This window comes from Enterococcus sp. AZ078 (assembly GCF_051714985.1).
In the GTDB taxonomy this organism is placed as follows: Bacteria; Bacillota; Bacilli; order Lactobacillales; family Enterococcaceae; genus Enterococcus_B; species Enterococcus_B hirae.
In genome coordinates this window covers 2,894,101-2,902,500 of record NZ_JBIOSW010000001.1, presented here as the reverse complement: position 1 = coordinate 2,902,500, position 8,400 = coordinate 2,894,101, and the positions used below count along the sequence as shown (strand labels likewise).

Annotated in this window: 6 protein-coding genes (1 of these 6 only partly in view); 5 read left to right on the top strand and 1 reads right to left on the bottom strand. The window is 35.9% G+C overall.

The annotated features are described in order from the left end of the window. The 5 genes from IGJ18_RS13455 to gor form a co-directional block, all read left to right on the top strand. Positions 1-313, top strand: the 3' portion of a protein-coding gene (locus IGJ18_RS13455) for a CtsR family transcriptional regulator (protein ID WP_034700167.1). 158 nt of this gene lie to the left of the window's left edge; only the last 313 of its 471 coding nucleotides appear in the window; its start codon lies off the left edge, out of view; its stop codon occupies positions 311-313. Between the two features lie 6 nt (positions 314-319). After that, positions 320-2,800, top strand: a complete 2,481-nt coding sequence (locus IGJ18_RS13450; protein ID WP_010720716.1) for an ATP-dependent Clp protease ATP-binding subunit — start codon at positions 320-322, stop codon at positions 2,798-2,800. Positions 2,801-2,991: 191 nt separating this feature from the next. Next, on the top strand, positions 2,992-3,915 hold the full coding sequence (locus IGJ18_RS13445; RefSeq protein WP_053765990.1) for a peptidase U32 family protein: 924 nt from the start codon (positions 2,992-2,994) through the stop codon (positions 3,913-3,915). A gap of 18 nt (positions 3,916-3,933) precedes the next feature. Then, positions 3,934-5,175, top strand: a complete 1,242-nt coding sequence (locus IGJ18_RS13440; protein ID WP_438843440.1) for a peptidase U32 family protein — start codon at positions 3,934-3,936, stop codon at positions 5,173-5,175. 171 nt (positions 5,176-5,346) lie between these two features. Further along, positions 5,347-6,693 (top strand): glutathione-disulfide reductase, encoded by a 1,347-nt coding sequence (gor, locus tag IGJ18_RS13435; RefSeq protein ID WP_053765987.1) that lies wholly within the window; start codon positions 5,347-5,349, stop codon positions 6,691-6,693. Between the two features lie 108 nt (positions 6,694-6,801). On the opposite strand, the gene IGJ18_RS13430 is transcribed toward gor, so the two are convergent. Next, positions 6,802-8,235 (bottom strand): helix-turn-helix domain-containing protein, encoded by a 1,434-nt coding sequence (locus tag IGJ18_RS13430; RefSeq protein WP_242697219.1) that lies wholly within the window; start codon positions 8,233-8,235, stop codon positions 6,802-6,804. Positions 8,236-8,400: the final 165 nt, after the last annotated feature.

Genomic DNA, 8,400 nt, shown 5'->3' with positions numbered 1-8,400 from the left:
GCGAGGTTATTTGGTTGAGAGTAAACGTGGCGGTGGTGGCTACATACGGATTGCCAAAGTAAGAATTTCTGATAAAAGGCATATGTTGGAACAAGTGAATCAGCTATTCAATGAAACGATTAGTGAAAAAAATGCTTTTGCAATCATCCAAAAATTATATGAGGATCAAATTGTTACTAAAAAAGAAGGCAATTTAATGCTGAGCGCAATTGCCAAAAATACACTGAATGTAGATGGTGGGCTAGAAGATTATGTTCGTGCTCGAATTCTTCGAGCATTTCTTGAACGATTAAGCTATGAAGATGGGAAGTGAAGATGAATGGAAGAACTTTTTACGCAAAGAGCACAATTAGTATTAGAAATTGCACAAGATGAAGCAAAAAAGTTTAAGCATCAGTCTGTTAGTTCTGAGCATATTTTGTTGTCATTGGTTATTGAACCGAATGGAATTGCTGGGAAAGTACTACGTGAAGTTGGATTAACTGAAACAGACATCTACGAAGAGATTGAGCATTTGATTGGCTACGGTACAATGACTTCATATCCTCAAGGAACCTTTTTACCTTATTCGCCACGCATGAAACAAATTTTTGCATTGGCAAATAGTGAAGTAAGAAAAATGGGTGCTCAAAAAGTGGGAACGGAACATATCTTGTTGAGTATGCTAAGAGATGAAAGTATCATGGCTACTCGGATGATGATCAATTTGGGAATCAGTTTAACGAAAGTCCGACAATCTTTGAAACAAAAAATGGGCATAAAAAATGATAGTCGTAATAATAGTATCCGTCGTAAAAACCCACAAGAAAAGCGTCAAATGGTAAAAGGTACTCCAACGTTAGATTCTTTAGCAAGAGATTTGACGAAGTTAGCGAGAGACGGAAAACTTGACCCAGTTGTTGGGCGTTCAAGAGAAGTAAAACGCTTGATTCAAATACTTAGTCGCCGAACTAAAAACAATCCTGTATTAGTAGGGGAACCTGGTGTTGGTAAGACAGCGATTGCTGAAGGTTTAGCCCAAAAAATCGTGATGGGTGAAGTTCCTGAAGAGATGCAAGAAAAACGCTTGATGATGTTAGACATGGGGTCTTTAGTAGCGGGAACAAAATACCGTGGAGAATTTGAAGACCGTATGAAAAAGGTGATTGACGAAATCTATAACGACGGTCAAGTCATTTTATTTATTGATGAGTTGCATACCTTGATCGGTGCCGGTGGTGCAGAAGGGGCAATTGATGCATCTAATATTTTGAAACCTGCTTTAGCTCGTGGAGAATTACAGACAATTGGTGCTACAACATTAGATGAATATCAAAAGTACATTGAAAAAGATTCTGCCCTTGAACGACGCTTTGCTCGAATTCAAGTAGATGAACCGACACCTGAAGAAGCAGAAGAGATTTTACGTGGTCTTCGTTCAAGATATGAAGAGCATCATGGTGTAGAAATCACTGATGATGCGATAAGAGCTGCGGTTCATCTTTCTGTACGCTATATCACTTCTCGTCAATTACCTGACAAAGCAATCGATTTGATTGATGAGTCAGCTGCTAAGGTACGCTTAGATCAAACAGATGATCTTTCGGAATCTACAGTAATTAAGTTGGAAATCGAACAATTAGTCAAAGAAAAAGAACGAGCAATCCAAAAACAAGACTTTGAAATAGCAGCACAATTGCGAAGACAAGAAAAAGCATTACACAAAAAATTAGTAAAACTATTGATACTAGAAGAAAAGCAGGAAAATGGTTATGCTGATCGTGTGACTGAAGAAGATGTAGCCACAGTCGTTTCTGAATGGACAGGTGTTCCATTACAACAACTGGAAAAGAAAGAAAGTCAGCGTTTATTGGAATTAGAAGCACTTTTACATGAACGTGTTGTTGGACAAGATGAAGCAGTCAAAGCAGTATCAAGAGCAATTCGTCGGGCTCGTAGTGGGTTAAAAGATCCAAATCGACCAATTGGCTCCTTTATGTTCTTAGGACCTACAGGAGTTGGTAAAACGGAACTTGCCAAAGCTTTATCTGAAGTGATGTTCGGGGATGAAAACTCCTTGATTCGGGTTGATATGTCTGAGTTTATGGAAAAATACAGCACGAGTCGGTTGATTGGGTCACCTCCGGGCTATGTTGGGTATGATGAAGGTGGACAATTAACAGAAAAAATTCGACAAAAGCCCTACTCTGTCATCTTATTAGATGAAGTAGAAAAAGCCCATCCAGATGTATTTAATCTGTTATTACAAGTACTAGACGATGGCCATTTAACAGACTCTAAAGGTCGGAAAGTTGATTTTAGAAATACGATCATGATTATGACTTCCAATATTGGTGCAACCCAAATTCGAGAAGAAAAAAACGTTGGCTTCAATGTCCAAGACATTACCAAAGATCATAAAGCCATGCAAAAGCGTATTTTAGAAGAATTAAAGAAAACATTCCGTCCAGAGTTCTTGAACCGGATAGATGAAACAGTTGTCTTCCATTCATTAAGCAAGGATGAAATCCACTCCATTGTTCAAATTATGAGTCGAGCAATCGTCAAACGTTTGAAAGAACAGGATATCCAAGTGAAGATCACTCCGGCAGCAATAGATGTGATCGGAAAAGCTGGTTTTGATCCTGAATATGGGGCTCGTCCAATACGAAGAGCGTTGCAAAAAGAAATAGAAGATCGCTTAAGTGAAGCATTATTAGGTGGAGAAATCCATTTAGGCGATCAAGTGACAGTGGGAGCCTCCAAAGGAAAAATCACTTTGAATGTACGTCTTCCAAAAAAGTATGTAGTTGAATCATAGGAGTTAAAAAAGAAGTGAGAGAATTTTGTTCCACATAACGATTGAAGGTTATGGGCAAAAGACTCTCACTTTTTTATTTTTTTACTTTTTTCCTTGTGAATTTAAATTCAAAAATCCACCAATAAATGTAAGAAGTGTTGGCAACTTTTTTAAGCTATGCTACTATTATGGAGTTGTAGGAGGAGGAAATGATGATCGAAATCATAACTACGGTAGAAACTTTTGAACAAGCAAAAGAATTACTTGAAGCAGGAACAGATACTTTGTATTTTGGCGAGGAACTATTTGGGTTGCGATTACCTGCGTCGTTTACAAGAGAAGAACAACGTCAATTAGTTGAATTGGCGCACACATATGGTAAAAAAGTAAATATTGCGATGAATGGGATTATTCATCCTGAAAAAATGAAAAAAGTACCTGAATATCTACAATTCCTGAAAGAAATTGAGGTAGATCAACTGACAGTAGGTGATACAGGTATCATATACACCATGAAGAAACATCCAGAATGGCGTATTCCCTACATTTTTGATGCAGAAACGTTAGTTACTAGTGCTAGACAAATCAATTTTTGGGCGAAAAGAGGAGCTGTTGGAGCTGTTTTAGCTAGAGAAGTTCCTTTTGAAGAAATGAAAGCCATGGAAGAAAAACTAAATGTTCCGGTAGAAATTCTAGTGTATGGTGCTACTTGCATTCATCAATCAAAACGTCCTTTATTGCAAAATTATTATCATTTTACCAAACAAGAAGAGCGAGTAGATCGTGATCGGGGATTGTTTATTTCAGAACCTAAGAAAGACGACACACATTATTCCATCTATGAAGACACTCATGGGACCCATATTTTTGCCAGCAATGACATCAACCTGTCAAAAGAATTAGGGTTATTGTATCAACATCAGTTCCGTACATGGAAACTTGATGGTTTGTTTACCCCAGGAGAAAATTTTGTAAAAATTACCAAAGCATTTGTGGAAGCGAAAGAACAAATCCTTGCAGGTACTTGGAATGAGGAAAGTGCTGAAATATTAAGCAAAAAGATAAGTGAATTACATCCTCAAAATCGTGAATTAGATACTGGCTTCTTCTATATTGATCCTGAAGCCATCAAGTAAGGAGTATGACGAGAAAAAATGACAACAAAAAGAAAATTGAAACGACCCGAAGTCTTAGCTCCAGCTGGGACACTTGAAAAATTAAAGACAGCGATTCATTATGGCGCAGATGCAGTCTATATTGGCGGAAATGCTTATGGACTAAGAAGTCGCGCAGGTAACTTTACCTATGAAGAGATGGCTGAAGGCGTAGCTTTTGCAAAAGCACATAACGCAAAAGTATATGTTGCTGCAAATATGGTGACACATGAAGGAAATGAAGAAGGTGCTGGGGAATTTTTCCGTCAATTACGTGATGTCGGAATTTCTGCCGTAATTGTTTCAGATCCAGCGCTGATTGAAATATGTGCGACAGAAGCACCGGGCTTACCGATCCATTTATCGACACAAGCATCTGCCACTAACTTTGAAACTCTTGAATTTTGGAAAGAAGAAGGATTAGAGCGTGTCGTTTTAGCTCGTGAAGTTTCTATGGAAGAAGTGGCTGAGATTCGTAAAAATACGGATGTGGAAATTGAAGCCTTTATCCATGGTGCGATGTGTATTTCTTATTCTGGCCGTTGTACCTTATCTAATCACATGTCAATGCGTGATGCTAATCGTGGGGGCTGTTCACAATCTTGTCGTTGGAAATATGGATTATTTGATATGCCTTTTGGCCAAGAAAGAAATCATCTGACAGAAAACGGCGAAATAGAAGAAGAATTTTCAATGAGTGCAGTAGATATGTCGATGATCGAGCATATCCCGGAATTGATTGAAAATGGGGTAGATAGCTTTAAGATTGAAGGAAGAATGAAATCAATCCACTATGTATCTACAGTTTCTAATGTTTATAAAGCTGCGGTCGACAGTTATATGGAAGACCCTGAAAATTATGTCTGCAAGCAAGAGTGGATTGATGAGTTATGGAAAGTGGCACAACGGGAACTTGCTACAGGATTTTATTACAATACACCAACAGAAAATGAACAATTATTTGGGGAACGTCGTAAGATCCCTGTTTATAAATTTGTAGGTGAAGTAATGTCTTATGATGAAAAAACCAAAATTGCAACGATCCGTCAACGAAATCTATTTTCTGTGGGAGATGAGATCGAATTTTATGGTCCAGGATTCACTCATTTTAGCCAAACGGTTGAGGTAATGTACAATGAAGAAGAAGAATCCATTGACCGGGCACCAAATCCGATGATGATTTTAACTATGCCAGTGACACAACCTGTAAAACCAGGAGATATGATTCGGAAAAGAAAATAAAAGCATACGCTAATCAATCCAATAAAAATAAAGCATCAAAGTTATATTATCTGTTTAAACGTGTTAAACTTATTTTTTGTAAGGATAAAAAGAGTAGAGAAGAAATTTTTCTTGAAAATTTATCCAAAGTAAGAAGAAAAGCAAGCATCTTCTTAAATTAGGAGGCATAGCATGAAAACGTATGATTATATAGTTGTCGGTGGTGGTTCTGGAGGGATCGCCTCTGCGAATCGTGCCGGAATGCACGGTGCAAAAGTTTTATTAATTGAAGGAAATGAACTTGGTGGGACTTGTGTGAATGTTGGTTGTGTACCCAAAAAGGTAATGTGGCAAGCCAGCACGATCCTAGAAACAATGGAACGAGATGCTTCAAGTTATGGGATCCAAGCAGATGTAAAAAAAGTAGATTTTAGAGAGTTAGTTGAAAAGCGTGAGAAATATATTGACTTTTTACATGGTGCGTATCAACGTGGCTTAGATAGCAATCAAGTGGATGCAATTAAAGGATATGCTACCTTTATAGACAGTCAAACCGTGGAAGTAAATGGGGAAACCTATCAAGCAACAAAAATTCTGATTGCAACTGGTGGTAAGCCTAGCAAAATGACGATCCCTGGTGGCGAATATGCAATTGATTCAAATGGCTTCTTTGAGATGACAGAATTGCCAAAACGGACAATTGTTTTAGGAGCAGGTTATATTGCCGCAGAACTTTCTGGTGTTTTACACGGGCTAGGTAGTGAGGTAATGTGGGCGTATCGAAAAGAACGTCCATTACGAACTTTTGATAAAATGCTATCTGATAACTTAGTTGAGATGTATCAAGAAGCTGGGATCAAAACTTACGCTGGACATATAGCTAAAGAAATCATCAAAAACGACAATGAGTATACAGTTGTATTTGAAAATGGTGAACGACTCTCTGGTGATTGTGTATTGTTTGCAGGTGGTCGAGTGCCTAATACCGATCAATTAGGATTAGAAAATACCCAAGTAAAATTAGATGAACGTGGTTTTATAAAAGTTGATAAATATCAAAATACCACAGATCCACATATTTTTGCGGTGGGAGATGTGATCGGTAAAATTGATTTGACACCAGTGGCAATTGCTGCAGGTCGCCGTTTATCTGAACGGCTATTTAATGGGAAAGAAAATTCTTATCTAGACTATCACTTAGTACCAACAGTTGTATTTACCCATCCACCAATTGCAACGATCGGTGTAACAGAAGATGAAGCATTGGCTACCTATGGAAGTGATCAGATCAAAGTTTATCGTTCACGATTTACACCTATGTATTTTGCATTGAATGACTATCGACAAAAATGTGAGATGAAATTGATTTGTGTAGGAGAAGAAGAAAAAATCATTGGCTTACATGCAATTGGTATTGGTGTCGATGAAATGTTACAAGGTTTTGCTGTTGCAATTAAAATGGGCGCGACAAAAGCAGATTTTGATGATACGGTCGCTATCCATCCAACTGGTGCAGAAGAGTTTGTTACTATGCGATAGAAAGTATAACTATAGTGCGAGTCCAAAGTTAGTTTTTAGACTAACTTCAGGTCGCACTATATTTTTATGCTGTGATACCGATGTTAAACGAGCAATGATGTAACTCCCTTATGCATAAAGAAGTTCTTTTAGGTTGCTCCAAAAAGCAGAAGTGGGAATTTTTGATATTTTTAACATATTAGTCGAGATCTTCGTTTGATTTAGCTCGATATCAGTTAAAATTAGGTCATATTGATTGATTTTCACATAATCAACAGAGAAAATATTTTCTTGATACATATCAATTTTATATAACGACGGAAATTTTTTTAACAGCAGTTGTTTATAGAAAGACAAAATCCGTTCTTCCTGATAAGAAACAATGACGATGGATAAATGTTTTTTATAAGGAAGGAGTGTTGATAATAATTGTGGAGATAATGTAATCAGTTCTAAAAATAATTCTTCATAAAGCAATTGGTTTTCTTTGATTTCAGTCAAACCGGCTTGTTCGATTGACTTTTCATAAGCTGATAATAGTTTTTCTGATTCTTTGATAAATGTTTGTGATAAAAGATCTATGTATGTCGTCTTAAAGGATTGCAATCGTTCATTAAAATGGATAAAGTCATTTAGTCTTTGTATGTCATTAGGAGATAAGGTAATATCTATGCCCATATAACGATAAAAACTATGAACTAAATTTTGTAATTTCTTTTGCTCCATTAATTCATCATTTTTTGAATTAAAAAAATATAAATGACTATATGAACTTAATAGGTTATGGACATTTGACTTTGTAATACTAAAATTATATTTCTTTTCAATGATCGAACAAAGAACGGTACTTTTTGTCAATAAGTCAAAAAATAATCGTTCACTTTCGGTTTCTTTTTTTAAAGGGTAATCAATTATGTGTCGTTGTCCGATACGAATAATGGACGTATAAAAATAATAACTATTTAAAATTAACTTATATGTACTTACTGAAGAAAACGTATGGTTTTTATTATGATAACGTTGTAACAAGTCAAATATATAGTCAAAATGTGGTAGTTGCTGCGGGGTATAAATTTCACGAAACATGCTACAAAAAAAATGCCGTATAAAACTTTCGTCACCTGTAATTTGTAACTGAGAAGCAACTTTGATCATGATTGGCCAGTTTCTTTCAGAAAAATATTCATTGATTTTAAAAATAATTCGCCGAATACTGGTTTCACTTAAAAATAATGTTTCAGCGAGTTTTGACAAAACAGGTTCATTGATAAAAATAGTTTTTAAGATTTGAACGTTCGTAGAATGATTTAGTATTTTTTTGATTAAGTCTTCCAGATTCATATCATTAGGCATTTTTAATGTTATGATTTGATACTGATCAATTTTAACGACAACAGGTGAATAGGTGTGGTTAAAAAAAACAATGTCACTTAATAATGTTTTTTTTGTCACATTTAATTGCTTTGTTAGCGTGTTGCACTCAATTGATGACATACCCAGAAGTAATGCTAACTTGACTTGTCTTTCTGAAGTTTTTTCCAGTATATTAAGTTCTTTCATCATCATTTTGGATTTCAAAATCTTAGAAATCGCTTCCTCCCACCTTTCTCTTATGGTATATAAATTATTTTATCATATATTTTTGTTATGTTAGTGTTTTTTTTATAAATTTCTATACTTGTTTTTTATTAACTTTATAGTAAATCGTTCATGGTTATTTGTTACATT